General features: G+C 57.0%; 25 protein-coding genes. 15 read left to right on the top strand and 10 right to left on the bottom strand.

Annotated elements, in window-relative coordinates:
* Positions 1-168 precede the first annotated feature (168 nt).
* The 4 genes from fbaA to IEX04_RS13390 all read left to right on the top strand — a co-directional run bounded on the left by fbaA (position 169) and on the right by IEX04_RS13390 (position 3423).
* Complete coding sequence (fbaA, locus tag IEX04_RS13405; protein WP_096256298.1) at positions 169-1191, top strand: class II fructose-bisphosphate aldolase; 1023 nt, start codon at positions 169-171, stop codon at positions 1189-1191.
* A gap of 2 nt (positions 1192-1193) precedes the next feature.
* Positions 1194-1607 carry a DUF3151 domain-containing protein gene (locus IEX04_RS13400; RefSeq protein WP_096256297.1) on the top strand — a complete coding sequence of 138 codons (414 nt, stop codon included), beginning with the start codon at positions 1194-1196 and terminating at the stop codon, positions 1605-1607.
* Between the two features lie 329 nt (positions 1608-1936).
* Positions 1937-2590 (top strand): DUF4956 domain-containing protein, encoded by a 654-nt coding sequence (locus tag IEX04_RS13395; protein WP_188686239.1) that lies wholly within the window; start codon positions 1937-1939, stop codon positions 2588-2590.
* Entirely contained in the window at positions 2587-3423 is an 837-nt protein-coding gene (locus IEX04_RS13390) for a polyphosphate polymerase domain-containing protein (protein ID WP_096256295.1), read from the top strand. The genes IEX04_RS13395 and IEX04_RS13390 overlap by 4 nt, the downstream gene beginning before the upstream one ends.
* A 48-nt stretch (positions 3424-3471) precedes the next feature.
* Here the strand turns inward: IEX04_RS13390 and IEX04_RS13385 are convergent, their stop codons facing one another.
* From IEX04_RS13385 to IEX04_RS13375, 3 genes are read right to left on the bottom strand one after another with little or no spacing between them, the layout of a single operon-like run.
* On the bottom strand, positions 3472-4140 hold the full coding sequence (locus IEX04_RS13385; RefSeq protein WP_188686237.1) for a response regulator transcription factor: 669 nt from the start codon (positions 4138-4140) through the stop codon (positions 3472-3474).
* Complete coding sequence (locus IEX04_RS13380; protein ID WP_229677149.1) at positions 4137-5582, bottom strand: sensor histidine kinase; 1446 nt, start codon at positions 5580-5582, stop codon at positions 4137-4139. The genes IEX04_RS13385 and IEX04_RS13380 overlap by 4 nt, the downstream gene beginning before the upstream one ends.
* Complete coding sequence (locus IEX04_RS13375; RefSeq protein ID WP_188686235.1) at positions 5569-6102, bottom strand: hypothetical protein; 534 nt, start codon at positions 6100-6102, stop codon at positions 5569-5571. Before IEX04_RS13375 ends, IEX04_RS13380 begins: the two co-directional genes overlap by 14 nt.
* Positions 6103-6279: 177 nt before the next feature.
* Between IEX04_RS13375 and IEX04_RS13370 the strand changes: the two genes are divergently transcribed.
* Genes IEX04_RS13370 through IEX04_RS13355 form a run of 4 tightly spaced genes read left to right on the top strand, consistent with a single transcriptional unit; the run spans position 6280 to position 10224 of the window.
* Positions 6280-7407 carry an ABC transporter substrate-binding protein gene (locus tag IEX04_RS13370; RefSeq protein WP_096256292.1) on the top strand — a complete coding sequence of 376 codons (1128 nt, stop codon included), beginning with the start codon at positions 6280-6282 and terminating at the stop codon, positions 7405-7407.
* Between the two features lie 3 nt (positions 7408-7410).
* Positions 7411-8304 (top strand): ABC transporter permease, encoded by an 894-nt coding sequence (locus IEX04_RS13365; protein ID WP_229677148.1) that lies wholly within the window; start codon positions 7411-7413, stop codon positions 8302-8304.
* Positions 8301-9137: an ABC transporter permease gene (locus IEX04_RS13360; RefSeq protein WP_188686233.1), complete on the top strand. Its 837-nt coding sequence runs from the start codon at positions 8301-8303 to the stop codon at positions 9135-9137. The genes IEX04_RS13365 and IEX04_RS13360 overlap by 4 nt, the downstream gene beginning before the upstream one ends.
* On the top strand, positions 9127-10224 hold the full coding sequence (locus tag IEX04_RS13355; protein WP_188686231.1) for an ABC transporter ATP-binding protein: 1098 nt from the start codon (positions 9127-9129) through the stop codon (positions 10222-10224). The genes IEX04_RS13360 and IEX04_RS13355 overlap by 11 nt, the downstream gene beginning before the upstream one ends.
* Here the strand turns inward: IEX04_RS13355 and IEX04_RS13350 are convergent.
* Positions 10221-10706, bottom strand: coding sequence for an Lrp/AsnC family transcriptional regulator (locus tag IEX04_RS13350; protein WP_229677147.1), 486 nt, complete (start codon positions 10704-10706; stop codon positions 10221-10223). The genes IEX04_RS13355 and IEX04_RS13350 overlap by 4 nt on opposite strands.
* Positions 10707-10811: 105 nt before the next feature.
* Here IEX04_RS13350 and kynU point away from each other — a divergent pair, with 105 nt between their 5' ends.
* The 3 genes from kynU (at position 10812) to IEX04_RS13335 (ending at position 14331) form a co-directional block, all read left to right on the top strand.
* Entirely contained in the window at positions 10812-12092 is a 1281-nt protein-coding gene (kynU, locus tag IEX04_RS13345; RefSeq protein WP_096256288.1) for a kynureninase, read from the top strand.
* Between the two features lie 124 nt (positions 12093-12216).
* The gene (locus IEX04_RS13340) at positions 12217-13596 is read left to right on the top strand and encodes an amino acid permease (RefSeq protein WP_229677146.1); all 1380 of its coding nucleotides are present in this window, start codon (positions 12217-12219) and stop codon (positions 13594-13596) included.
* A gap of 111 nt (positions 13597-13707) precedes the next feature.
* Positions 13708-14331 (top strand): thymidine kinase, encoded by a 624-nt coding sequence (locus IEX04_RS13335; protein WP_096256307.1) that lies wholly within the window; start codon positions 13708-13710, stop codon positions 14329-14331.
* 15 nt (positions 14332-14346) lie between these two features.
* Here IEX04_RS13335 and IEX04_RS13330 read toward each other — a convergent pair whose 3' ends face one another.
* Positions 14347-14886 carry a TetR family transcriptional regulator gene (locus tag IEX04_RS13330; protein WP_096256286.1) on the bottom strand — a complete coding sequence of 180 codons (540 nt, stop codon included), beginning with the start codon at positions 14884-14886 and terminating at the stop codon, positions 14347-14349.
* Between the two features lie 61 nt (positions 14887-14947).
* Complete coding sequence (locus IEX04_RS13325; RefSeq protein WP_188686227.1) at positions 14948-15511, bottom strand: small multidrug efflux protein; 564 nt, start codon at positions 15509-15511, stop codon at positions 14948-14950.
* A gap of 146 nt (positions 15512-15657) precedes the next feature.
* On the opposite strand from IEX04_RS13325, the gene IEX04_RS13320 reads away from it, so the two are divergent.
* Entirely contained in the window at positions 15658-16884 is a 1227-nt protein-coding gene (locus tag IEX04_RS13320) for a sensor histidine kinase (RefSeq protein ID WP_188686225.1), read from the top strand.
* Complete coding sequence (locus tag IEX04_RS13315) at positions 16884-17489, top strand: response regulator transcription factor (protein ID WP_188686223.1); 606 nt, start codon at positions 16884-16886, stop codon at positions 17487-17489. The genes IEX04_RS13320 and IEX04_RS13315 overlap by 1 nt, the downstream gene beginning before the upstream one ends.
* 69 nt (positions 17490-17558) lie before the next feature.
* Here the strand turns inward: IEX04_RS13315 and IEX04_RS13310 are convergent, their stop codons facing one another.
* The 3 genes from IEX04_RS13310 to xylA are packed head-to-tail and all read right to left on the bottom strand — an operon-like array spanning position 17559 to position 21491.
* Complete coding sequence (locus tag IEX04_RS13310; protein WP_096256283.1) at positions 17559-18827, bottom strand: FAD-binding protein; 1269 nt, start codon at positions 18825-18827, stop codon at positions 17559-17561.
* 9 nt (positions 18828-18836) lie between these two features.
* A complete protein-coding gene (gene xylB / locus IEX04_RS13305) occupies positions 18837-20264 on the bottom strand; it encodes a xylulokinase (protein ID WP_188686221.1) in 1428 nt (475 codons plus the stop codon).
* 39 nt (positions 20265-20303) lie between these two features.
* Complete coding sequence (gene xylA / locus IEX04_RS13300) at positions 20304-21491, bottom strand: xylose isomerase (RefSeq protein WP_096256281.1); 1188 nt, start codon at positions 21489-21491, stop codon at positions 20304-20306.
* Positions 21492-21621: 130 nt separating this feature from the next.
* On the opposite strand from xylA, the gene IEX04_RS13295 reads away from it, so the two are divergent.
* The gene (locus tag IEX04_RS13295; RefSeq protein ID WP_096256280.1) at positions 21622-22857 is read left to right on the top strand and encodes an ROK family transcriptional regulator; all 1236 of its coding nucleotides are present in this window, start codon (positions 21622-21624) and stop codon (positions 22855-22857) included.
* Here the strand turns inward: IEX04_RS13295 and IEX04_RS13290 are convergent.
* Entirely contained in the window at positions 22854-23651 is a 798-nt protein-coding gene (locus IEX04_RS13290) for a MerR family transcriptional regulator (RefSeq protein ID WP_096256279.1), read from the bottom strand. The genes IEX04_RS13295 and IEX04_RS13290 overlap by 4 nt on opposite strands.
* A gap of 177 nt (positions 23652-23828) precedes the next feature.
* Between IEX04_RS13290 and IEX04_RS13285 the strand changes: the two genes are divergently transcribed.
* On the top strand, positions 23829-24482 hold the full coding sequence (locus IEX04_RS13285) for a Pr6Pr family membrane protein (protein WP_096256278.1): 654 nt from the start codon (positions 23829-23831) through the stop codon (positions 24480-24482).
* Positions 24483-24501: the final 19 nt, after the last annotated feature.

Raw genomic sequence — 24501 nt, 5'->3', positions numbered from 1 at the left:
TAGCCGGTTTTTAGTCCGGGTAACACCCGCGGTTTGTTCGTTAAATCGCTGGCAACTCGTGTCACGTTCAGAGATCTATGCCACGTCAGGGCCTGCTGCCGATAGGATGGAGTGAGAAACGCCGTCAACGGCGACGCGTCCACCCTCGCTAATCACAAGGAGTGAAGCATGCCTATCGCAACCCCCGATAAGTACAATGCAATGATCGATGCCGCCAAGGCTGGCGGTTACGCCTTCCCGGCGGTCAACGTCACCAGCTCACAGACCCTGAATGCCGCAATCCGCGGCTTCGCAGAAGCTGAGTCAGATGGCATCATCCAGGTTTCCACCGGTGGCGCAGCCTACTGGTCCGGAGCCTCCGTCAAGGACATGGTCACCGGCTCGCTCGGCTTTGCCGCCTTTGCACGTCAGGTAGCTAAGAGCTACGGCGTGAATATTGCGCTACACACCGACCACTGCCCAGCGGACAAGCTGGACAGCTTTGTCCTGCCACTGCTTGCTGCGTCTGAAGCAGAGGTCGCCGCTGGCCGAGATCCTTTCTTCAACTCCCACATGTGGGACGGCTCGGCAGAGACTCTAGAAGAAAACCTACGCATCGCAGCAGAATTGCTACCACGCACCGCTGCTGCCAAGCAGATCCTCGAAGTTGAAATCGGCACCGTAGGTGGCGAAGAAGATGGCGTAGAGAACGAAATCAACGAAAAGCTGTACACCACCGTTGAAGACGCCATGGCAACCATCGAAGCCTTGGGCACCGGCGAAAAGGGTCGTTACATCACGGCCTTGACCTTCGGTAACGTGCACGGCGTGTATAAGCCAGGCGGCGTGAAGCTCCGTCCAGAGATCCTGAAGGACATTCAGGCTCAGATCGGTACGAAGCTGGGCAAGGCTAACCCCTTTGACCTAGTCTTCCACGGTGGTTCGGGCTCCTCCCAGCAGGAAATCGCAGATGCTGTTTCCTACGGCGTGATCAAGATGAACATTGATACCGACACCCAGTACGCGTTCACCCGCCCAGTTGCCGGCCACATGTTCGCTAACTACGACGGCGTGCTGAAGGTTGACGGCGAAGTCGGCAACAAGAAGACCTATGACCCTCGCGTTTGGGGCGCCAAGGCTGAAGAGTCCATGGCTGCTCGCATTGTCGAAGCATCGCGTCAGCTAGGCTCCGCCGGAAAGTCGCTGAAGTAAACATGGTCGGAGAGAACCTACTGGGGATTCCAGAAACACTATTGCCGGAGGAAACCGACGTGCTTGCGCGTCTGGACGCCGGAGACGAAGCTATCGACTTGGCGGCTAAGTTCCCATCGTCATCGCTGGTCTGGGCTCTGCTCGCCAACGAGGCTCATGCCGAGGGTCGCACCGTGGATTCTTACGCGTTCGCTCGCGTGGGTTATCACCGTGGCCTGGATTCGCTGCGAAAGGCTGGATGGCGCGGACAGGGCCCAGTGCCTTGGCGCCATGAGCCAAACCGCGGCTTTCTGCGTTCGCTCTACGCGCTGGGCCGTGCGGCTGCAGCGATTGGTGAAAGCGAAGAAGTGGATCGCATTGAGAAGTTCCTCAACGATTCGGATTCCAGCGCAAAGGCAGCTATCGAAGCCGAGTAACAACTGACAAAAGATGCGGACGAAAACTTACAAGTTTTCGTCCGCATTTTTTGTCCAAAAGCACGCGACCCATAGAGCTGTGCGTGGAAGACTCTCCAATCCTCATGACTTTTCGGCGTTCAGGGCCCACTTGGGGTCGAGCATAAACATCTGACCAACCTGTGTCTCGCTGAGCTTTGAACCATTAACATCAGTGTTCGGACTGTTTAGCGCCGATGATTGAAATATGAGGGCGTTCTCATGAGGTTCTACTTTTAGTTTCATATTGTTTACCTAGAGTTCATTTGAGAGAACAAATCATCACCTCATCACAATGAAGGGAGTCCACCGTGCTTTCGTTCTGGCTGGCTCTAGGTTCAAACATCGTCGGCATCACCATCTTGGTTTACTTCGTGTATTTTCGCAGGCATTTCAGGCGTGATTTGGTATTGGCTTACGTTGCGCTGAGCATGGGTATTTTTGCGGTCACCATGTTGCTTTCAGGCAGTGGAGCGGGGATGGGGCTTGGGCTGGGTCTCTTCGGTATTTTGTCGATTATTCGACTACGTTCCGATACTCTGACGCAAGAAGAAGTCGCTTACTACTTCATCTCTCTTGCCATTGGTCTGGTTAATGGACTGCATCCGGACCCGGCCTGGTTGGCGCCGTCGGCTACCGCCGCCTTGGTGCTCGTAATGTATGTGGCAGACCACCCAAGTTTTGCACCGCGCACCGAACGCCAGACGGTGACTTTAGAGAAAGCTTATGCGCAAAAGCCAGATCTGGTGGCTGCGCTAGAAGATCTGCTCAACGCGAAGGTACTGCGCACCGTGGTTGTTGAACTGGACATGGTCCGTGACCTGACTATTGTGGATGTCCGCTTCCGGACCAATAAGCACATCAAACCACAGCAGCAGCCGGTGGAGTCCGGTGGTACCTATGAGCTAGCAAAAGCCTCGCCAATTTCGGCAACTGAGGCTAAACAGGAGTCGTGGTCGAAATGACCGCGCAAGCGATGGCTTCGCTATCCCGTGAGGTCTTAGAAGATGCTGTTGTAGATCGAGCACCAATCGGACTAGCCGAGGTGATCTCGGAAGCCGCATTGCAAACTCGTGTGGACCGTAAATTTTTGCTGACGCCAGAAGAGTTCACCGCATTGTCTGAACGGCTGGGGGATCAGTTTAAAATCATGGAAATCGACGGACTACGAACCTTTCGTTATGAGTCTGTGTACTTCGATACCGAGGATTTTGAACAGTATCGTGCCCACCGCCAAGGGCGTCGCCGACGCTATAAGGTCCGCTCCCGCACATACGCGGATACCGGACTGTCGATGTTTGAAATAAAAACTAAAGGACTCCGTGGAGCAACGGTGAAACACCGTGTGGAACAAGCGCCAGAGCAAGCCGGTGAACTCAGCGAAGAGAATCGTGAATTCCTAGACCAGGTATTGGCCAGCGAATATGGCGAAGAAGCGCCACCGTTGTCAGCGGTCCTTGATAGCACCTACACCCGAGCGACATTCGTGAATCCCATTGACGGTGAACGAGTCACCTGCGACGTGGAATTGAACTACGCAAACGATGAAAAACAGATCGCAGGACCGGACCTGATAGTGGTGGAAACCAAATCCGCAGACGGCCGTGGGGTCTCCGACCGGGCGCTTGCTGAACTAGGTATTCGTGAGGTCAGCATGTCCAAGTACTGTATCGGGATAGCATTGCTACATCCTCAGCTCCCAGCCAACCGCTGGAGTCGACTCTTGGCCCAACGCTTCGGAACGCGCCATGGCCCGGTGTCACACCCGACGCGCCCCTGGTCGATGGTCCGTAGTTAGATCTCCTAGGCAAGCATTTCCCCGAGAATATCTCGGGGAAATGCTTGTTTAACGCGCGCTAGCTAGGCGGTAGCCCACACCTCGAACGGTTTCGAAGCGTTCCCCGCCAAGTTTGTTTCGTAGGTAGCGCACATACACGTCCACCACATTTGAGCCAGGATCAAAGTCGTAACCCCACACTCTGGAGAGCAGTTGTTCGCGGCTGAGCACCTGGCCTGGGTTGCGCAGGAAGGCTTCGGCCAGCGCAAATTCGCGGGCTGAGAGTTCAATTTCCTTTCCTGCCACGAGTACCCGGCGTCGCAACAAATCCATTTCGAGATCCTCGTGACTGAGCACCGACGCTTCGCTCGCATTATCTTCTGTGCGCAGACGTAACCTCACGCGGGCTAGTAATTCGTCAAAATGGAAAGGCTTGGCCATATAGTCATCGGCGCCATTTTGCAGTCCGGTGACGGTGTCTTCCACGCTGCCTCGCGCGGTCAAAATAATGACTGGGGAATCAATATGTGCCGCACGCATTCGTCGGAGCACCGAGAAACCGTCTTCATCAGGTAGCCCAAGATCCAAGATGATCAGCTCAAAGTCGCCTTCGAGGGCCAAATCAAATCCGTCACGGCCGGTACCGGCCACAGCAGAAGTCAGTCCCGCTGCGCGCAGGCCTTTGGCAACAAATGAACTAATACGTGGCTCATCTTCAATGATCAGGATACGACTCATACTTCGGTACCTCGTTTTGTCAGTGGGATATCGATATAGAAGGTGGAGCCCTTCCCAGGCTCAGCATCTACCCAGACGCTACCGCCATGGGCCGTGGCTATGGCCGAAACAATGTTTAACCCCAGACCGGAACCGTCCGAGCGCACCGAGTTCTTTCCACGCCCAAAGCGCTCAAAGATTCGTTCGATATCTTCGGGCTGGATTCCTACGCCGTTATCCGAGACCCACCAACGCAACAACGTCTCACCGTGTCCGTCTCTCAGTATTTCGTTGCCCAAACCGATGCGAGTGCCAGCGGAGGAAAACTTCATGGCGTTAGCGCAGAGCTGTAACATCGCCTGGGTAATGCGGGTCTGGTCGAGGGTGACGGTAGATTCGCAGCGGTAATCTATGCGCCAGTGCCGGTCACCTAAGCCACGGGCTTTGTCCAAAATCTCATCTAGTAGAGCGCCCACTTCCGTGGGTGCTGGCTGGATGAAGTCAGTCCGGTTTGATTTAGCGAGCATTACTAAGTCGTTAATGAGTAGGGACATGCGACTCATCTCGTCCAAGGCAATGTCTTTGCTCTGCGTGACGTCTTCTGGATCATTTTCATCCATTAGTTCAAGATGTCCACTGACGATGGTTACCGGTGTACGTAGCTCATGTCCAACATCGTCCAGTAGCTGTCGTTGTGACTTGAGCGAGTCTTCTAAACGGTCGAGCATCTCATTGATGGTCACCGTCAACTCGGCGAATTCATCGTTTCCGGTGACTTCAATACGCCGAGACAGGTCACTTTCCGAGATCTGGTGTGCGGTGGTTTGCAGTCGTCGGATCGGTTCCAGTGTCCGGTTGACGACCAACCAAGAGGCGCCCGCCGCCAGCGCCATGACGAGGAACCCTACGGCCGTAAATATCGAGATATTACGGTCATTGGCGCGTGCCTCGGCGTGATAATCATAGGCGAGGACGAAGGCGCTCGATTTGGGGTCTTCCGGAAGCTGCACGGGAACTACCACCGCCCGATAGGTAGTGATTTCGGTGGTGACGGTGCCTAGGTGGATATGGCTATCTGTTTTGCTCTGTTGCGCCCACTGGAGAAATTCAGGGTCATCTTCGAGCCGTAATTCCACTACTTCGGGTGCGGTCCAGCGGACGTCACCATCGGCTAGTCCCAGCATGCCTTGATGCCGGGATGGCAACGTGCGTTGCATGGCGGTGTAGAGCAGATCTTCGGCTTTTTCAAAGCGTTTCAGCGTTCGAGGATCCACCCCGGTTTCGGTGAGCACCCCAAATTCCTGCACGGTGCGTGATAACGAGTCATCGATTCGCTCGTTCAATTCATGACGTTGAACCGCGAAACTGGCGGCCCCCGCGCAGAGCAACGCCAGTCCCACAACCAGCAGCATTCCGGTGAGCACCCGCGCACGGATGGACCATGAGCGTTTAGTCGTCATCATCGCCCTCTAGGTCATCATCGTCATCGTCATCGTCATCGTCATCGTCATCGTAGCTGTTTGCCGATGGTGGCAGTGGGACGACTGGTTTTTTGCTCGGTTTTGGTTTGACTGTAGGGGCCTTGCTCGGCTTGGCCGTAGGCGATTTTTTCACCGGAGGCGCACTAGTTTTCGGGCTTTGAGTTGGTATCGAAGTTTTTGAGGGTTTGTCCGACCGGGTTGTCGAGGGGGTGGGTGATGGTGAGGGGATACCTGGCTCACCGCCCGAAGGAGAGGGGTGCGTGTCCTGGATGATGAAGCCGTTTCCTAAGTCTTTATCCGAAGGATCCGCGACGACCTGCCGGATGCCGAGAATTCCCAAGAGCACCACCACGATCACAATGACCAGAAGTGCGATACGACGCAACGTTTCCAAACCCATACCACCATTGTGTCCGAGGCAAATGAGACGAAGATGAGAACCGGCGCGCGTTGCAAGTTCGGCATTAGCGACTCGCCTCGCTGAACTTGAAGGTTCATCCATTCGGATTGTTTTTCTCCTCGTTACCTTCTCGTAGCAGGTAGTTCAACATGGGCACTCTGAATAGCAAGGTTCGATGGCTACGGTCAACTTGTATCAAGGTTTCCGGGCAAATCTGTCCAACTTTTGCTAGTAATCGCGCACCTAAAACAAGTGCGTCTCTTGAGGAGATCCATTCTTATGAAGTTTCGTTCATTGCTTTCAGCGTCGGTAGTGCTTTCTTTATCTGCAACGCTCGCCGCCTGCTCTGCTGAACCACCGGCAACCGCTGTAGCGGGCAACGGCGTTGATGCGAGCACCGCGACCAGTGCCGCCGACTTTGGTGGGCTCGATGCCCTTGTTTCCGCAGCTCAAGAAGAAGGAGAGCTCAACGTCATCGCTCTACCTGAAGATTGGGCGAACTACGGGGCAATCATCACCGGATTTGAAGACAAATACGACATCACCGTCAACTCGGCCAACCCGAATGCTTCTTCTGCCGAGGAAATTCAGGCAGCCGAAAACCAGGCCGGTCAAGACACCGCCCCGGACGTTTTTGATCTGGGTGCCGCTGTGGCTTTGGCGAATACCGATAAGTTTGCCCCATACAAGGTCAAAACCTGGGACTCGATTCCTGAAGGCAATAAAGACACCGAAGGGCTTTGGGTGAATAACTACACGGGCATTATGTCCGTTGGCTATGACTCCTCACGCATCGAAGAGCCAAAGAAGCTTGATGACCTGCTTGGCGAAATGTACCGCGGGGCCGTGGCCCTGAACGGTGACCCTACCCAAGCTGGCGCGGCATTCGCTGCCGTGGGTAATATCTCGGCACTCTCAGGTGGAAGCGTTGCAGACTTTGGAGCGGGTATTGACTGGATGCAGAAGTTGAAGGATGCAGGAAACTTCCTCACCGTTGACCCAACCCCGGCCACCATCGCGTCGGGTGAAACCCCGGTTGTCTTCGACTGGTCCTTCAACAACATCGCAGCTGCCTCAGGGAAGTCTGATTTTAAGACCACTATCATCCCCGGAGCTGCTTACGTCTCCTTTTACAACGAGGCGATCAGCAATGATGCCCCGCATCCAGCCGCTGCGCGACTGTGGCAGGAATGGATTTTCTCGGACGAAGCCCAGCAGTTGTTCCTCGAGGGCAATTCGGTTCCTGTGCGTGTGGATGCGCTGAAGGAATCGGGCGCCGTTGACCAGGCTCTGCTTGATGGTGCAACCTTCGGCACAACTTCCGCTGATTGGATCACCCCAACCGTGGATGACACCGACGCTGCAAATAAATTGCTGACCGAGCGCTGGTCGGCGCTGACAAAGTAGTCGTTGCCAAACAGAAAAATTCATGGATCCAAGGAGCAATGGTTCTCACTGAAACGAAAATTCGCATGGCTGGGGCTGGCCCCGTTCAGCGTCTACATCCTCGCGTTCCTCGGGTTACCCACGGTCTTGGCGGTGGGTAGCGGGTTTAGAGACGGGCAAGGAAAATTTACGCTCGCCAACTTCTCGGTGTATTCAAACCCTGCCGTCTGGGACACCTTCGGGGCCTCGGCCGGGCTCAGCGCACTAACCGCTGTGGTTGGCGCAGTGGCCGGGGCACTGGTGTGCTGGGCGCTAACCGGGGTGAATCAGGACAGTGCGGTACGCCGGATGGTGGACGCCGCTTCCTCGGTACTGGCCCAGTTTGGCGGTGTGATGCTTGCATTCGCATTCATTGCGACCATGGGTGCGCAAAGCATTCTTCGCCTGTGGATGCAGGAAACATTGAACTTTGATATTTATGCCAACGGTGTCTGGTTATATCAGCTGCCGGGCCTGATTGGTCCGTACCTGTACTTCCAGATTCCTTTGATGGTCATTACCTTCTTTCCAGCTATTGAACGGCTTCGTCCGCAATGGGTGGAGGCGAGCGCCACCTTGGGTGCCAATAAATGCCAATACTGGCGGCACATCGGCTTCCCGGTGCTTGCGCCCTCGTTCTTGGGTGCCCTGTTGCTCTTGTTTGCGAATTCTTTCTCCTCGTATGCCACAGCTGCAGCGCTGATCAGCCAGGGTGCACAAATTGTGCCATTGCAGATCAGGGCAGCCTTGATTGGTGAAACCGGCGCCTCAAACGCAAATTCTGCCGGTGTGCTGGCTTTGGGCATGATCGTCGTCATGGCGGTTGCGATGGTGCTTTACAGCGCGTTGATGAAACGAGCGGCAAGGTGGCAACAATGAGTCGTGTAGCAACTCCACCGCAGAAATGGCTGCGTCGCGTGATTCTCTGGGGCGTCACCCTGATCTTTTTGATTCCGCTGTTTGCCATGACCGAATTTACGCTGCGCTCACCGGGTGGAGGTTATAGCTTTGAGCACTGGCTTGCGTTGGGAGAAATCGGCGATAGCCGTCAGTATCGTGTGCTAGCCAACGGGCTGAGCAATTCAGCGGTGCTCAGTGGGCTCACGTTGGTGTTAGTGCTTGGAGTTTTTGCCCCAACTATTATCTGGGTTCATCTTCGCTTCCCAAAGTTTGAACGAATCCTTGATCTGCTCACGGTGCTACCCATCGCCATTCCGGCGATTGCATTAGTTGTGGGCTTTGCGCCGATTTATCGGCTGTTAGGCAAAAGTTTAGGTTCTGGGGAATGGACGCTGTTTCTTGCCTATGGTGTTTTGGTGTTGCCCTTCACCTATCGGGCGATCATGGCAGATCTGCAGGGAATGGACGCACGGGTACTAAGCGAGGCTGCGAGGTCTTTAGGAGCAACTTGGTTTGCGGTGTTCACCAGAGTACTTATTCCGGGGCTACGCCGTGGTCTACTTTCGGCCTCACTATTGACGATTGCGATCGTGATGGGCGAATTTACGGTGTCTTCGTTGCTTAGCCGGACGACCTTTCAGACGGGGTTGCTCCAGATCTCTCAAACGAACCCGTTCATCGCCGTGCTCGTTTCACTGTTGTCATTGATCATCATGTTCGTTTTGCTCGCTACAGTTTCTGGAGCCGGCTCCAGAATCCGGAACAGTAAAGTACGCACGCCTTCAGCCAAGGAAAAATCTTATGTCGCATAGTTTCGCTGTTCCGAGTCCAACTCCCACGCCGGCAGCTCCCAGTGGTATTGCGCTGTTGCAAGTTCGCAAGGATTACGGGCAGGCAACGGTTCTACACTCGGTAGACCTGAGCTTGAAACCCGGTGAACTAGTTTGTCTCCTAGGGCCTTCGGGTTGTGGGAAAACCACTGCGTTGCGCTGTTTGGCTGGCCTTGAAGACGTCACTTCGGGCAGTGTACTCATTGATGGGCAGGACGTTTCGGGAATTCCGGTCAACAAACGCGATATTGGGATGGTTTTTCAGGCCTACTCTCTATTTCCGCACATGACAGTACAGAAGAATGTGGAGTTTGGTTTACGGATGCGCAAGATTTCGGCGTCCGTTCGCCGACAGCGAGTGGCAGAATCCCTGGAACTTGTGGGGCTGAGCGGTTTTGACGATCGCTTTGCCGCGCAGCTTTCTGGAGGTCAACAACAGCGTGTGGCTCTAGCTCGTGCGCTGGTTACCCGACCTCGCGCGCTATTGCTGGACGAACCGCTGTCCGCGTTGGACGCTAAAGTGCGGGTGCGACTTCGTGAACAAATTCGCGCAATCGTCACCGATCTGGGCATCACCACGGTATTCGTGACTCACGATCAGGAAGAAGCACTCGCGATCTCGGACCGTGTGGCGGTGATGAATCAGGGAAGAATTGAGCAATTCGACACCCCTCAAGAGATTTACCGCCACCCCGTCTCCGCCTTTGTGGCTGACTTTGTGGGAATTTCAAACAAACTTCCGGGTCTAATTGAAGATGACCAGCACGTGCTGGTCCACGGGCAGAGTATTCCGGTTGCCAAGATGGGGAATGCAAAGGTCGGGCAAGCGGTCACCGCCTTTGTACGTCCCGAACATTTGCGAATTCTCCGTGCCGGTGAAAATATCGGACCAGCATTGGACGGTGTGGTGATTTCTTCAGGATTCCTTGGATCCCTTCGGCGCACCCTGGTGCGCCTCGCGGCCCCAAAATCCGAAATTGCAGTACAGCACGAAGCTTCTGAAGAGTTTTTACCCGGTGATCGGGTGGTCGTTAGCGTGCTACCGGTCCCTGTCGCGGTGGGTGCTTAGCTTAAATGCTCAAAGATGATTGCCGTCTGCGTGGAAGAAAAAGCTCGGTTGGCGCCGAGATGCGTCGCCACGAAGGTGCGCAGGTCATCAATGCTGCGGGCGGCAACTCGCACCAAGAGATCCGGTGTACCGCCGAGCACAAAAACATCTTTGACTTCCGTTAGCTCTTGCAGGGTCCGTGCTGAGGCAAGTAGCCGGTCACGTGCCGCCGGAGCAACCACCACAGAGATCATGGCATTGACGGTGACACCGAGAAGCTTTTCGTCGATAAGCGCGGTGTATCCGCGGATGACCCCGGCGCGGTGCAACGCCTTGACTCGACCCAAACAGGTCGAAGGCGCCAGACCAATCTTGGCCGCGAGCACATTATTGGCAATGCGGGCGTCGGTTCGAAGTTCGGAAAGAATCGCCAAATCGATCTCATCGACGCGAATAGGATGCGGTACGGCTTCGCCCTGGACCGACCAAAGTGAACTTTTCACGAAAATATTTCTCATTTCTTGGCTATTCTTCGAAATCAATCGAAGTATTTCGTCACTGATTCTACGATAAGAGATAAGAAGTATTCCTAGAAGAACTGAGAAACCGTGCAAACTGAACTGAGCCGAGCTTCCCTAGCGCAGCTAGATGCCAACGATCCGCTGATCCGGTTCCGTGAGCGCTTTCAACTCCCCGAAGGCGTCATCTACCTGGATGGAAACTCTCTCGGAGCGTTACCGCATGGAGCCGCAGAGCGTGCCGCGCAAGTCGTCACCCAGCAATGGGGCCACGGCCTAATCCGCTCGTGGAACGATGCCGGTTGGTTTGAACTTCCTACGCGTTTAGGCGACAAGCTGGCCCAGCTACTCGGCGCAAATCCGGGTGAAACCGTGGTTACCGATACCACCAGCCTTAACCTCTTTAAGGCTTTAGCCTCGGCACTTCGCATTCAGCAGGTTGATGGCCCAGACCGCCGGGTGCTGATCACCGAACGCGACAACTTCCCCACAGACATTTACATCGCAGAGGGCCTGGCAGACCTGCTCAACTCTGTCGGCGCTGAAACTGGCGTCAGCTACGAAGTGAAACTGATTGATAGCGAAACCGAGCTGCTTGCAGCCTTAGGAGACGACACCGCGCTCGTGTCCCTGTCGCACGTGAACTATCGAACCGGCGCCATGTGGGATATGGCTGCTATTACCGAGGCGGTTCACCAGGCCGGCGGGTTGGCGATTTGGGATCTGGCACATGCTGCCGGTGCAGTGCCCGTTGCGCTGAACGCCGCAAACGCTGACTACGCGGTAGGTTGCACCTATAAATACCTCAACGGTGGCCCCGGATCGCCGGCATTCATTTGGGTCAACGCGCGCCATCACGAACGTTTTTGGCAGCCACTGTCCGGCTGGTGGTCCCACCAGGCGCCATTCGCAATGGCGGAGAGTTACACGCCAGCCAATGACGTGCGTCGCTTCATGTGCGGCACCCAGCCGGTGACCTCAATGGCCATGATTGAGGTTGGTCTAGATATCAGTGTTGAAGCGGAAATGGACAAGGTCCGGGCGAACTCGCTAGAACTGACGGACTTATTTATCGAACTTGTTGAAACCCGCTGTGCCGGGTACGGGCTGGAACTGATCACCCCACGGGATCATGCTCGCCGCGGGAGCCACGTCAGTTTCAGCCATCCCAACGGCTATGAAATTATCGCTGCGCTCATTTCCCGAGGGGTCATCGGTGACTATCGAGAGCCTGCAGTTTTGCGTTTTGGGGTTACGCCGCTCTACCTGAGTCGCACCGATATCTGGGATGCGGTAGAGATCCTGCGTGAAGTTCTGCACACTGGGGCATGGCAGCGCGAGGAGTTTACCGTACGAAATGCCGTGACATAGCGCAAAATTCACTGACCTTTGGGTCAGCGACCCGAGAATCCAGCGATTTTACGCCAGCGTACCCTTAATAACAGCGTGGCATCCATCAATGTCGCGCTGTTCGCATAGGTCTAAGGGAGCATCGTTGGGCAAGCAACCGGTACACGTCACTGATTCCGGGTCGGGTCTAAAGAAGTCATTAACACCGGCCCAGATGTCGATGATCGCCCTGGGTAGCGCGATCGGCACGGGACTGTTTGCCGGCAGCAAATTGGCCATCTCCATGGCCGGCCCATCGGTGATCGTCAGCTACTTGATTGGTGGAGTCGTAGCGCTGCTGGTCATGGGTGCTCTCGCCGAAATGACGGTTAAGCAGCCGGTGGCTGGATCCTTCGGAGTCTATGCCGAACGCTACCTGGGACGGTTCGCTGGGTACCTGACGAAATACCTTTACTGGTCCGCGCTAATCTTCGCGGTGGGTACCGAGGTCAGCGCCGTGGGTGAATACATGCAGTACTGGTTCCCCGAAATTCCCGGACTGCTCTGGGTGATCCTCTTTTCCGTAGTGTTGCTTGCGGTGAACTTCGCCAGCGTGAAAACCTTCGGCACCACCGAATACTGGTTCTCCGCGATCAAGGTCTTCGCCGTGGTCGCTTTCATCATCATTGCTCTGTGGTTGGTCTTCCATGATTCTAATGACCAGTTCGGCTTCCAGAACTACACCGCCGAGGGCGGCTTCTTCGCCAATGGGCTCTCCGGTATGTGGAGTGCGGTGATCGTGGCGATCTTCTCCTACATGGGCATCGAAGCTATCTCGATTGCCGCGGCCGAGGCCCGCAACCCAAAAATTGCGGTGCGCAAGGCCTTCAAAGTTTCCTTCCTGCGCCTGCTGCTCTTCTACGTATTCACCATGGCGTTGATCCTCGCGGTGGCGCCCACCAGTGAACTCATTTCCGGTGGTTCTCCGTTTGTCACCGTGATGTCCCAGGTTGGAATTCCTTTTGCCGACTCGGTGCTGAACTTCGTGCTGATCATTGCCGCACTGTCGGCGATGAACGCGCAGCTCTACGCCGCTACTCGCATGTTGCACTCATTGGCTGACTCCGGTCATGCACCACGCCTAGCCCATAAAACCAGCAGCAACGGTGCCCCGATCCACGCTGTGTGGATGTCTGCTGGCGGAATTGCCGTGGCTGCACTGGTCTACGCCATGGTTCCAGAGGGTGGATTTGGCATCATGATGTCACTGGCTACCTTTGGTGCCTTGGCTACCTGGTTCATGATCTTGGTGACCCATGTGGCTTTCCGCCGCAAGGTGCACAGAGAGCAGGTTGTCTTGGAATACAAACTCCCCGGATACCCGGCCGCCTCACTATTTGGTGCGGTATTACTGGCAGGACTGCTGGTGACCTCGTTCTTCGTACCGGAATTCAAGTACACGTTGATCTTCGGAGTGCCGTTCGTCATCGTCATGTCGGTGCTCTACAAGCTGGTCTTTGCCGGCAAGAAGCAACCTTCGGCCTAGCCTGGGCAAACCGAGGCCCGCGGAGCCAGTTCACTGGAGAATTCTGTTGCGGGCACTAAGATCATAAAGGGCTTGCTAGATAGCAGGCACAGCAACCTTCGAGGAGCAATGGTGGCCAAGCTGTATTTCCGATACGGGGCAATGAACTCGGGCAAATCAACGAGCTTATTGCAGGCTGCCTTCAACTATGAGGAACGCGGCCAGCGGATCTTGTTGGCCAAGCCCGGCGTCGACACCAAGGGGGAGGCCTCGATAGTTTCCCGGTTAGGGCTTGAACGCGAGGTTGACTTCGTGATTAGCCCACAAGGCGATGTGCGTCAGCAGTTCGCTGCGATAGCTTCCGGAGAGGATCCAGAAGCTCTTCTCACCCACGTTGATTCACCCCCGGTCGCTTGCCTGCTAGTCGACGAGGCGCAGTTCTTGACCCGAGAGCAGGTTGATGACCTGCTGCGCATTGCCGTGCTGGACAATGTTCCGGTCCTTGCCTACGGAATCCGCACGGACTTTAGAACCCATGCTTTCCCGGGCTCCGCGCGACTAATGGAGCTTGCGCACTCCTTGGAAGAGCTAAAAACCATTTGCCGTTGCGGACGCAAGGCAATGTTTAACACACGCCGGGTGGGGGACCAGGTTGTTTTTGACGGCGACCAGGTGGCTATCGACGGGGAAGACGTCTGGTACGAGTCTCTGTGTGCCTCGTGCTACCTAGAGGTCTCCGGCGGGCGACTGAGCTAGGTTCTTCTAGTGGGGTTAGTCGCGTGAGAAAAGACCAGAAACTGCGCGCTGCAGTCCCCAATCAAAACCGTCACTTTGTGGTGCATCAACGTCCAACTGCACAAGGTTTTGACGGTAGGCCACCGAACCTAAAATGTGGTTGAGCAGTAGCTGCTGACCAAAACGGGCATCCTCTGTGGACAAACCTGCAGAGTGAAGTAGGTCGCGTAGCTGCAGAACCGGGTTGAGCTGCTCAACTTGCAATGCGCTGGCTACTTCGATCACCTCTGGGCTGTCCTGGATGGGAAGCAGAGCCAAGTACAACTTGCGGCATAGCTGCAAAACAGCGTCGGCGGGTGTTGCAAAATTTTCTGGGATGACACGTAGCTGCTCGGTGTTCAATAATTTTGCGGCAACGGCAGCCAGTAGCTCTTGTTTGTTCTTTACATGCCAGTACAGCGCGCCAACCTGAACTTCGAGTTCTTTGGCTAAACGCCGCATGGAGAGGTCAGCTAACCCAAACTGTTGCAGGATATCGACCGCGGTATCCACGACGGTCAGCTGAGTTAATGCCATGCCTTCTAGTCTAGACGTAGTGTCACCGACTACCCATGCGCGCTGACCTTGCCGGGTTTTCCTAGGCTGCGACGTTGACGACGCTGGCCACAAAGATGGACAGCACGGCGGTCCAGCCGACGATTGCGACTGCCTGCCAGATGAGGATGCGTGCCTTGTTGATGCCGGCGGCAGCGAGCATGGTGGCGGTGAAGTGCGTGGGTAGTAGCAGTGGGCCGAGCAAGCTCACCCCTGGCACGCCGTAGCGTTCGAATGCGCGCTGGAATTTCATGCGGCGGTTGGCTTTGCGTTCGCTGTCCGCGGCTACCGGCGCAATACTTCCGCGGAGCTGTGCGTCTTCGGTGCGGTTGGCACCATTTACTGCGATAGGTTCTTTGGCTCGTTTGCGGTTGACCAGTGCGGTGCGGGCGCCGGAACCCAGTAGTACAAGCAACGCCACACAGATGAAGTTGCCGATGATGGCGGCGATGGCGGCGACCACCGGGTTGATTCCGCCAAGAATGCCGATGGTTGCCGCACCTTCGCCTTCGATGAAGGGCACTGCGCTGGCGAGGGCAACGATCAGTGGCTGTGCGAGTTCTGGGACTTGGGAGATGAGGTCCTGGAAGGATTCGATGAGGTTCATTATTGTTCCTGTCGTGAGTTGTTGGATGTGTGTGTAATACAATTTCATCGCGTTTTCAGCGTCACGGTAAGTGCCTAAATGTCACTTGTGACAGGGAGCTTTGCATGTTTAGGTAATGACAAATGTCATCCCCGTATACTGAAGAAATGAGTGCTCCTTTACCTGCCGATTCGACGGAGAACTTCGGCCCCGGATCGATTGGTTCGCGCAGGCTGAGAACGGGAATCACCGTCACCTGGTGGTACACGGTGGCAGGCTTGCTGGTATTTCAGCTCATGGTCGTATCCCTATGGATCGGGGCGCAAGCCAACCTGGGCAAGAGCCCATCCTCCGTCGTAATCATGGCTATCGGAGGAGTGGTGTGGTGCGCCGCCACCGTGCCGCTGATGGTGCAGTACCGGCGTCGAGATGAAACGGCCGGAGCCGCTGCGCAGTGGCGCGCCATGCTTCTTCCGCTGATTATTTCCGTGGCCTTTGCGCTCACGGCGGGCCTGCTCAGCGGGCTCTGGGTGGTTGGCGCGGTGCCTCTCGTGCAATCTCTGATGCTGCTCAACTGGCCTCGCGGGGTGCGCCTGCGTCTAGTGATCGTGGCGCTGGTGCTGCTAGGCGGACTGTGGTTCATCGACCTGAGAGCGGTGACTTCCGCTGACGGGGGGAGCGGCGAAAGTTGGTGGACCCTGGGATTCCTGTCCATTTTGCTGCCTGCCATGACCGCCAGCTCGCTATGGTGGTGGGACGTGCTGGCCACGCTTGACCGCGCCAGGGCGGCGGAATCACGGTTAGGGGCCACCCAAGAGCGACTGCGGGTTGCCACCGATGTTCATGATTTACAAGGACATCACCTTCAGGTGATCGCGTTACAGCTCGAACTCTCCGAACGGCTGCTGGCGCGTGACCCGGAAGCGGCGCTACAACAGCTGCGGCTGGCCAGGTCCAGTGTCGCCGAAGCCCAGCAGGGCACCCGAGATCTGGCTATGCGCTTCCGTGGTGTTCCGCTGCGCGACGAGATTGATAATGCGGTTGATCTACTCCGCGCCGCCGGCACCTCGGTTAACGCCACGGTGTCTGCCGAGGCGAACCTGGCGCCCGCTGCCACTCTCGGACCGATCATTCGCGAAACAACAACTAACGTACTGCGTCACGGCGCCGGGAAACGCGCGCACCTGTCATTACAACGTGAGGCAGAACAGTGGCGCTACGAGATCACTAATGATCGGGCCGCCGAGACTGCAGGCAACGTTGAGGGGTCCGGTTTACAAGGGATCGGCCGCCGTGTGGCCGAGGCTAATGGTTCGGTTCAGGTACACCGTGGAAAACATGAGTTCTCGATCGTGGTGCTGGTGCCAGCTTTGAACTCTAAGGAAGAACAATAATGATCCGAGTTTTAATCGCAGATGACGAAGTAATGATTCGTTCGGCGGTGGCGGCCCTGTTGTCTTTAGAGGACGACATCGAGGTGGTTGCCGAATGCGCCGACGGTGCGCAAGCTGTTGTCATGGCAGAGAAACTAAAGCCAGATATCTGTCTGCTTGATTTGGAGATGCCAGAACTTGACGGTGTTCAGGTGGCCGACCGGCTGCGCACCACGCTGACCGCCACACGCTGTGTTGTGGTGACCAGGCATGCCCGCCCCGGAGTGTTGCGCAGGGCTCTGGCTTCCGGGGTTAGTGGGTTCTTGCCAAAGTCGCGAAGCGCCAACGAGATAGCCGAGGTTATCCGCCGTGTCATGGCGGGGGCACGCTACGTAGACCCCGAGATTGCCGCCGATGCGCTCAGTGATGAACGAAGCCCGCTGACCGAGCGGGAACTGGACGTATTGCGCGCGGGGAGACGTGGTGAAGCCACAAGCCAAATCGCTCGCTCGCTGAGCCTTGCCCCCGGAACCGTACGCAATTACATCTCCGCAATTCTGGCCAAGTTGAACGTTGCTACCCGCCAACAAGCGGTGTTGCTCGCCGAAGAACGTGGATGGATCTAAAGCAAAAACCGGTGAGCCTGCCCAGCGCCACATGACCACTTTCAAGAGCCGGGCAAGACCAGCGTGCGCTTAGGTTCCGAACACCGTACGACGCAGGTATTCGTTGCGGAACTTGCCCGCAGGATCTAGCCGGTCAGCCAGCGCAATGAAGTTATTAAACTTCGGATACAGGCTGCCGAGCTCGGAAACTTGGGCAGCAAAGAGCTTGCCCCAGTGCGGTCGAGCAGCAAACGACGCCAGGGCTTCTTCGATCTGCGGAAGGATCGCCTCGACAGCTTTCTGTTGCGGCTTCCAGGTAAAGTGCAGGGCGATGCCATCACGGTCGTAGTTTCCACTGAGCCAGAGCTCATCGGCGGCAATGGTACGCACCTCGGAGATCAGCAGTAGGGGCGTGATGACCGGTGAGAGCTTACGAATTGTTTGTATGGCTGCCACCGCGTGTTCGCGCGGAACCAAATATTCGCTCTGTAGTTCATCACCGGCACTGGGCATAAAATCCATGCGGAAATGGGCTAGTCGGTCCGACCAAGGCCCTGTCTCACCCAACTGGATGCTGCAGATCGCCCCATCGGCTCCAGGCAGCGGGTGCACTGCAGCAATTGCCGGCAGGCCATCAAATTTGCCTTGATCAATATCGTCAACCAGTGCATCACCCACGCGTCGCTTGAGCCAGGTCTGTCCTACATGGTCCCCGCTCCAATCGGTGAACAGGCTGACGCTATAGGCCGAAGCCTGGACGGCATCGAAGTCGTTGAGGACCTTGTCCCATGACAAATCCTCAAAGACGGTCTGTTGCACTTCGAAGGCTGGCAGGATATCCAAGGTGAGGTGGGTCAATACGCCCAGCGCACCTAATCCGACAACCATGCCATTGAAATCTTCGTCGCCACGCTGCACGGTCATCAGCGAACCATCGGCCAGTACCAGTTCTACTGCGCTGACGGCGGTCGCGAGGTTACCGTGGGTTTCTCCGGAACCGTGGGTGCCGGTAGACACCGCGCCGGCCACCGAGATATGTGGCAGTGAGGCGAGATTATGCAGGGCGAAACCTGCTTCCTGCAACACGTCGGCCAGCGCGCCATAGGTGATGCCGGCACTGACTCGCACGGACATTGCCTGCGGATCAATTTTGATCTCTGCTGGCATCTTGGCCAGAGAAATCATCAGCTCCCCGGTATCGACGATGTCATTAAAAGAATGACGCGAGCCCAAAACCTTCACAGATTTTGCTACATGCACGTGCTCCCGCAACTGTTCGATGCTGGTGGGGTAGAGCAGTTCCTTGGCCCCGTATGCAAGATTCCCTGCCCAGTTCAGTTCCTTCTCACGTAACTGCACAGTTAGTCCTTACTTATTCAGCCACTGGCTGGAAACCAGTGCGCGGTAGCGTTCAAGTACCTGCGGTGTTGGTTCTAACGCCGCTACCTGGACGGTGTCCTGAGTCCACTTCGGGAATGCTCCGGCCAGTACACCGGCGGCCTGGCGCGCAGCGCCATCTGCCACATATTCGCCTGGGGTCGGAACCATGATGGGCAATCCTAGGACCTGCGAAGCGATCTGCTGCACGGCTCGGGACTGCGCGCCACCACCGATCAGGATGATGCGCTGTGCGCGCACCCCCTGGGCTTCTAAAGCATGCAGGCCGTCGGCCAGTGAGCAGATCACTGCCTCCACGGCACTGCGGGCCAAGTTGGCCGCGGTGTAGTTGGCGCGGGTAATTCCGTGCAAGGAACCTGTGGCCTCTGGCAGGTTGGGGGTGCGCTCGCCGTCAAAGTACGGCAGCAAGGTTAGCCCGTCCGCCCCAGGGCTGGCGGCTAGGGCCAGGTCGTTGACTTCTTCCAGAGTCACCTGCAATAGGTTGGCGGTGGCATCGAAGATGCGGGTGGCATTGAGCGTGCATACCAAAGGTAGGTAGTTTCCGGTGGCATCGGCGAAGCCGGCCACCAGCCCGGAGGCATCTGCCGACGGAGCATCGGTCACGGCGAACACCGTACCGGAGGTGCCCAGCGACATGACTACGTCTCCTAGCTTGGCGCCGACGCCCAGTCCAGCGGCGGCGTTATCGCCAGCGCCCGGGCCGATAAGGGTGCCTGTCTCGGTGCGGCCGATGGAATCTAGTGGTCCCACAACGCTAGGCAGGATTGGGGCGTGGCCCAGATGCTGCTCTAGCGCTTGTTGGTCATAAGTGTTTTCGGTGGCACGGTAGTAACCGGTGCCCGAGGCATCCGAACGGTCGGTGCGCAGGGCGGCCAGACCTTCGGCTCCGCTACCCGGACCGTAACCGGCCAGACGCCAGGACAGCCAATCATGTGGCAGACAGACGGCGGCGACCTTCGCCGCATTTTCTGGTTCGTGATCCTTCAGCCAGCGCAACTTGGTCAGCGTGATGGAGGAGACCGGAACGGTGCCGGTGCGCTGCGCCCAGTATTTGGCGCCCGCTTCCACATCGCCCTGGCCCGCGTCATTAATGATGTTGATAGCCGCCTGCGCGCTGCGGGTATCATTCCACAGCAGCGCAGGACGGATCACGGTGGCAGACTCATCGAGTACCACCATGCCATGCTGTTGCCCACCCACCGAGACCGCCTCCACGTCGTCCAGGCCACCGGCCTGAGCGATCGCTTCTTGCAGTGCGCTGAACCAGAACTCCGGGTCAATTTCGGTGCCCTCGGGGTGTGAGGCGCGTCCAGAGCGGATTAGAGCGCCCGTTGCGGCGTCGCGAATGACCACCTTGCATGATTGAGTGGACGAGTCGATGCCGGCAACGAGCGTCATTATTTTCGGCTGCTTTCTGCGGTGGGTGGGGTGAGTGATTTAGCGGGCGTTGAGCAGGTGCTCGATAGCCAGCTGGTTCAGGCGGATGAACGCGAAGTTACGCTGCGCGGCCGCATTGGCGTCGAAGTCAGCGAAGCTTGCTGCGTCGCTCATCAGCTGCGCCGCGGTTTCGCCAGCGTTCAGGGTGCTCTCGCCCAACTCGAAGACGCCGGAGAGCTTCATAGCTTCCTGGACTTCTGGGTCTGCGCGGAAGGCCTGGGTACGTTCCTTGAGCATCAGGTACATGGACATATTGGCCTTCGCCGAGTCCCACACGCCGTCGTAGCCGTCGGTGCGTGATGGCTTGTAGTCGAAGTGGCGCGGGCCGTCGTACTTCGGGCCACCGGTTGGGAAGCCATTTTCCAGCAGGTCAACGGTGAAGAATGCGCTGGTCAGATCGCCGTGACCGAAGACCAGGTCCTGGTCGTACTTGATGCCACGCTGGCCGTTGAGGTCAATGTGGAACAGTTTGCCTGCCCAGAGTGCCTGAGCGATGCCGTGGGTGAAGTTCAGGCCAGCCATCTGCTCGTGGCCGGTCTCAGGGTTAAGCCCAACGATGTCGCCGTGTTCCAGCTTTTCGATGAAGGCCAGGCCGTGACCGACGGTTGGCAAGAAGATGTCGCCGCGTGGTTCGTTTGGCTTTGGCTCCAACGCGAGACGCATGTTGTAGCCCTTTTCCTTGATGTAGCTAGCAGTGGTGTCTACGCCTTCGCGCATACGATCCAGTGCCGCAGCCAGGTCCTTGGAACCGTCGTACTCGGAACCTTCACGGCCGCCCCACATGACGAAGGTCTCGGCGCCCATCTCTGCAGCCAGATCAATGTTGTGCAACACCTTGGCCAGCGCGAAACGGCGGATCGAGCGGTCGTTCGAGGTGAATCCGCCGTCCTTGAATACCGGGTGGCTGAACAGGTTGGTGGTCACCATGGGGACCTTCAGGCCGGTTTCCTTTAGCGCTGCACGGAAGTCGGTCAAGATTTGCTCGCGCTGGGAAGCGGTGGCGTCAAAAGGAATCAGGTCATTGTCGTGGAAGGTGACGCCGTAGGCGCCGAATTCGGCGAGCCGGTGGACGGCTTCGATTGGATCCAGGTTCTTGCGGGTGGCGACACCGAATGGATCGGCGCCGGTCCATCCCACGGTCCACAGGCCAAAAGTGAAGCGGTCGGCGGCGGTTGGTTGGAGAGTCATTAGATACATCCTTGGATCGAGAGAGTGTGGCTTTCACCATTTAGTTTATATCCTGAACTATATGGTTAGCGATGAGTTAGAGTCAATAGGAAACGGCAACAAGCCGGCCAAGATTTTCTAAGGAGCAGGCATGCGCAAAACAACGGCTGAAGCCCAGCCTGCACCTTCGAATGCGCCCGGAAATGTGGGGGATGTGCGCAAGGCGAACCTGGCAAGGGTTTTAGCGGTCATTGCCGGTGCCCACAGCGAGCATCGACTCTCTCGTGCGGACATTGCAACGCGCAGTAAACTCACCAAGGCCTCAGTCTCCAGTCTGGTCGCTGACCTGCTGGAAAGCGGATTGATCATTGAAATCGGAGTGCACCGAGACGGAGAACGTGGACGGCCCTCGGTGGGCCTGATATTAAACCCCGCACGCTGTGTGATCGGCATGGAAATCAACGTCGACTACATCTCCGCCGGGCTAGTAGATTTATCTGGAAAACTGCTGACACACCAGATTGTTCCGCGCTTGAACCGTGCGGTTAACGCTGAACAAGTCATCGATGCACTGAGTGAGCTAAGCAGCCAAATGCAGCAGGCGGCCGAGGCCCAGGATCTGAAGATCCTTGGCGGTGGGCTCGCAGTGCCAGGTCTGGTCGATGAGAAGAGCTACACTGTGCTCCAGGCGCCAAACCTTGGCTGGGAAGCTCAAACCTTGGACGTCCGAAAACTACTGAGCGAAACGAAGACCCGCTTCCGCCTCTTTAACGAGGCCAACGCCTCGGCGCTGGCCCAGCAACAGCTGATGGAACCAGCCGAACGCGATTTCCTCTTCGTCTCCGGCGAGGTGGGCATTGGCGGCGGTCTGATTATCGATGCCGAACTCTTTGCCGGCCCGCAGGGCCATGCCGGCGAGCTGGGACACGTGGTGGTCCAACCAGAAGGCAAGTCATGCAGCTGCGGTGGCCGCGGATGCCTAGAAACGGTTGCCGGACAGGAAGCCATCCTGACCGCGGCAAACCTTGGGGTGGCTGCCCGTGGCGTCTCGCGTCAGCAGCGCATTGAGCGTCTCTACCAAGCGTTGGAATCCGGGCAGGAGCCGGCCAACATTGCCGTGGCAGACGCCGGTAAGTCACTGGGGGTTGCCGTGGCATCGGCGATGCGCCTATTCAACGTATCCACCGTGGTCTTCGGCGGGCATTTCGCCGCGCTAGAGCGGTGGCTACTGCCGGCTACGACGAGCAGCCTCAGAACCTATGCACCAAGCATTGCCGGCCAAGCAAAGCTGAGATTTTCTCCGCTGGGGCAGACCGGGGCCCTGATCGGTGCCGCGCACAGCGTGGTGGGTGATTTACTAGAATCACCGCACCAGCTGGTTGGCTAAGCTACGCTGACCGGCTGCTGCAGTTCGGTCACCCAATCGCCTTGGTCTTCGGACACAGCACGCACGTAGACTTCGCGGCACGGACCGGTCGGAACCAAGCCGCGGGCCAAGACTTCTTCGTGCACGGCCTGCCAGCTTTCATGGATGCTGTCCATGGCTCCGAGGTGCACCCCGCAGATGGCCTCGGGCACAGCAGGAAGCTCGACGATCTCGACACCGGTCAGGCTCGGAGCGCTCGTGGCGTATCCAGCAATGACCTCTACTCCATCCTCGGTTCCGTTGTACTGCGCAATCGGCGTGGAAAGGCTTTGGCCGTGAAGGGATTGCGCGATTTTGTCGAAGAGCGGGCCGACTCGACCGGCGATTTCAGGTTGCTCGGCCACCGTGAAGCGGCCTGCTGCCAAGCGCACCGCGGGCAGTGGCTTGTGGATGATTTCAATGCGTGACATGAGCTTCTCCTTGGAGATCAGTTGCAGACGCCGCTGCACATCGGCCAAGCGCTGCGTGGCTAGATGGTGCTCGGCCTCAACCTGAGCCTGGCGAATGTGTAGAAGTTCGGCTATTTTTCCTGCGCTTGCTCCCTGATCCAAGATCAAAGAAATTTCTTCGAGCCCGAATCCCAAATCACGCAGCGCAACAATCTGATGCAAGCGCTGAAGCTGGGAGGGGTCATAGGAGCGGTAGCTGCTGAACGGGTCTACATGGGCGGGTCTGAGCAGGCCGGCGGTGTCCCAATGCCGCAGCATGCGGTGGGTTACCTGACCGATCTGTGCAAACGCCCCGATGGATAACATACTTTAGTTCTCCGCTCTCACACTGTGTCAGAGTCAAGTTCTTGGCTGATTTTGGGACAATTATTGCATTGTGAGGGTTCTCCTGGGCGGTTTTTGATGACCGGCAATGTTCAGGAATCTCCGGGCCGCTACGAATAAACCATTGGATGCGGTAGCCGCTGGTTATAGTCTTTGAGGGTGAAGACCCCTCAAATCACCATACGCTATCTCAACCTCGCTCGAATACTGTGGGCACTGGTCACCCTAAGCGCTATCGTGGCGACCTACGCCGACACTGCCTCACGGGGCCCGGTGCTACCGCTGAATTTCTTTGGCTACTTCACCATCCAGTCGAATCTGGTGGTGGTCATTGTCGGGCTCATCGCAGGGTTGCTGGGCCTTGCCAAAGGTGCTTCGACGCCTCGCTGGGTTGTGGGCCTGCGTGCTTTGGCGAGCGTATGCATGGTTGTCGTCGGACTGATCTACATCACCTTGCTGGCCCCCTTAGGCGCTGCAGGAGGGGTGCCCCTTCCATGGGCGAACTGGGTTATGCATATTTTTGGGCCACTGCTAGTTCTGGCCGATTGGCTCTTGGCCAGGGACCGTACTTTTTTGTCTTACCGGGCGGTGCCGCTGCTGCTGATTTATCCAATGCTCTGGACCGGAGTCGTGCTGGTTCGCGGAGCGTCCGATGGATGGGTTCCGTACCCGTTCCTCAATCCGGATCAGGGATACCGAGTCATTGCCCTGTACGTTGTTTCCATTGCCGTGGTCTTCGCCGGAATAGCGTTTCTGGTTGTCGCTTATGGCCTGCGTGGGCGACACCGTGACGTGCAACTCGAGATTCACTAATCGTTTCGGTAAACTTTGG

Origin of the sequence: Glutamicibacter ardleyensis (assembly GCF_014644555.1) — a bacterium.
Taxonomy (GTDB): Bacteria; Actinomycetota; Actinomycetes; order Actinomycetales; family Micrococcaceae; genus Glutamicibacter; species Glutamicibacter bergerei.
Note: the sequence above shows the minus strand (reverse complement) of the source record. Positions and strands in the feature narration are given on the sequence as shown.

Bases quoted from the DNA above. Each gene is read 5' to 3' on its own strand.
- fbaA (WP_096256298.1), top strand. From the start codon at position 169: ATGCCTATCGCAACCCCCGATAAGTACAATGCAATGATCGATGCCGCC.
- IEX04_RS13400 (WP_096256297.1), top strand. From the start codon at position 1,194: ATGGTCGGAGAGAACCTACTGGGGATTCCAGAAACACTATTGCCGGAG.
- IEX04_RS13390 (WP_096256295.1), top strand. From the start codon at position 2,587: ATGACCGCGCAAGCGATGGCTTCGCTATCCCGTGAGGTCTTAGAAGAT.
- IEX04_RS13385 (WP_188686237.1), bottom strand. From the start codon at position 4,140: ATGAGTCGTATCCTGATCATTGAAGATGAGCCACGTATTAGTTCATTT.
- IEX04_RS13380 (WP_229677149.1), bottom strand. From the start codon at position 5,582: ATGATGACGACTAAACGCTCATGGTCCATCCGTGCGCGGGTGCTCACC.
- IEX04_RS13375 (WP_188686235.1), bottom strand. From the start codon at position 6,102: ATGGATGAACCTTCAAGTTCAGCGAGGCGAGTCGCTAATGCCGAACTT.
- IEX04_RS13370 (WP_096256292.1), top strand. From the start codon at position 6,280: ATGAAGTTTCGTTCATTGCTTTCAGCGTCGGTAGTGCTTTCTTTATCT.
- IEX04_RS13360 (WP_188686233.1), top strand. From the start codon at position 8,301: ATGAGTCGTGTAGCAACTCCACCGCAGAAATGGCTGCGTCGCGTGATT.
- IEX04_RS13355 (WP_188686231.1), top strand. From the start codon at position 9,127: ATGTCGCATAGTTTCGCTGTTCCGAGTCCAACTCCCACGCCGGCAGCT.
- IEX04_RS13330 (WP_096256286.1), bottom strand. From the start codon at position 14,886: ATGGCATTAACTCAGCTGACCGTCGTGGATACCGCGGTCGATATCCTG.
- IEX04_RS13325 (WP_188686227.1), bottom strand. From the start codon at position 15,511: ATGAACCTCATCGAATCCTTCCAGGACCTCATCTCCCAAGTCCCAGAA.
- IEX04_RS13320 (WP_188686225.1), top strand. From the start codon at position 15,658: ATGAGTGCTCCTTTACCTGCCGATTCGACGGAGAACTTCGGCCCCGGA.
- IEX04_RS13315 (WP_188686223.1), top strand. From the start codon at position 16,884: ATGATCCGAGTTTTAATCGCAGATGACGAAGTAATGATTCGTTCGGCG.
- xylB (WP_188686221.1), bottom strand. From the start codon at position 20,264: ATGACGCTCGTTGCCGGCATCGACTCGTCCACTCAATCATGCAAGGTG.
- xylA (WP_096256281.1), bottom strand. From the start codon at position 21,491: ATGACTCTCCAACCAACCGCCGCCGACCGCTTCACTTTTGGCCTGTGG.
- IEX04_RS13295 (WP_096256280.1), top strand. From the start codon at position 21,622: ATGCGCAAAACAACGGCTGAAGCCCAGCCTGCACCTTCGAATGCGCCC.
- IEX04_RS13290 (WP_096256279.1), bottom strand. From the start codon at position 23,651: ATGTTATCCATCGGGGCGTTTGCACAGATCGGTCAGGTAACCCACCGC.